Genomic DNA, 648 nt, shown 5'->3' on the forward strand with positions numbered 1-648 from the left:
GGGACGCTGTCGGCGGGTGGGGTGGACGCGGTCGTGGACCGGTTGGTGGTGCTGGACGAGACCCTGACCGACGCGGATCGGACCGCGTTGCTGGCGTCCTTGCAGCGTTTGGAGCGGGCGGCGCAGGCCGCGCAGCTGCGGGTGATGCTGGCCCTGGACGAGGACCGCCACGACCAGCGCGAGCAGGCGTCGGGGCGGGCGTCGGACCGGGGTTCCTCGGCGCCGGGGGTCGCGGCGCAGGTCGGGGCGGCGTTGGGGTGCTCGGCGTCGGCGGCGGGGTTCCGGTTGGGGTTGGCGCGGGTCGCGGACCGGGAGCTGCCCCGCCTGGCGGGTCTGCATCGGCGGGGGCTGGTGTCGGTCGATCACGTGCGGGCGGTCGCGGCGGCCACGATCGAGGTCGGGCGGGATGACCGGTTGACCGTGGACGAGGAGGTCGCGCCGCACGCGGCGGGGTGGACGGTGCGGGAGCTGGAGGCCCGGGCCCGGGCGATCGCCTACGAGCTGGACCCGGGCGCGGCGACCGCGGCCCATGACCGTGTCGTGGCGGACCGGCACGTGTCGGGTCGCCCGGTCCCGGGCGCGATGATGCGCTTGTCGGCGTTGCTGCCGTTGGTGGAGGGCGTGGCCTGCCTGGCGTCGTTGGGTCGG

Annotated in this window: 1 protein-coding gene; it reads left to right on the forward strand. The window is 76.5% G+C overall.

The genetic code is table 11. The features are described 5' to 3' along the window. Nucleotides 1-648, forward strand: a 648-nt coding sequence (locus tag B2P18_RS08790) for a DUF222 domain-containing protein (protein ID WP_286958138.1), incomplete at both ends; no start/stop codon positions are given.

Source organism: Arsenicicoccus sp. UBA2120 (assembly GCF_002330965.1).
Lineage (GTDB): Bacteria > Actinomycetota > Actinomycetes > Actinomycetales > Dermatophilaceae > Arsenicicoccus > Arsenicicoccus bolidensis.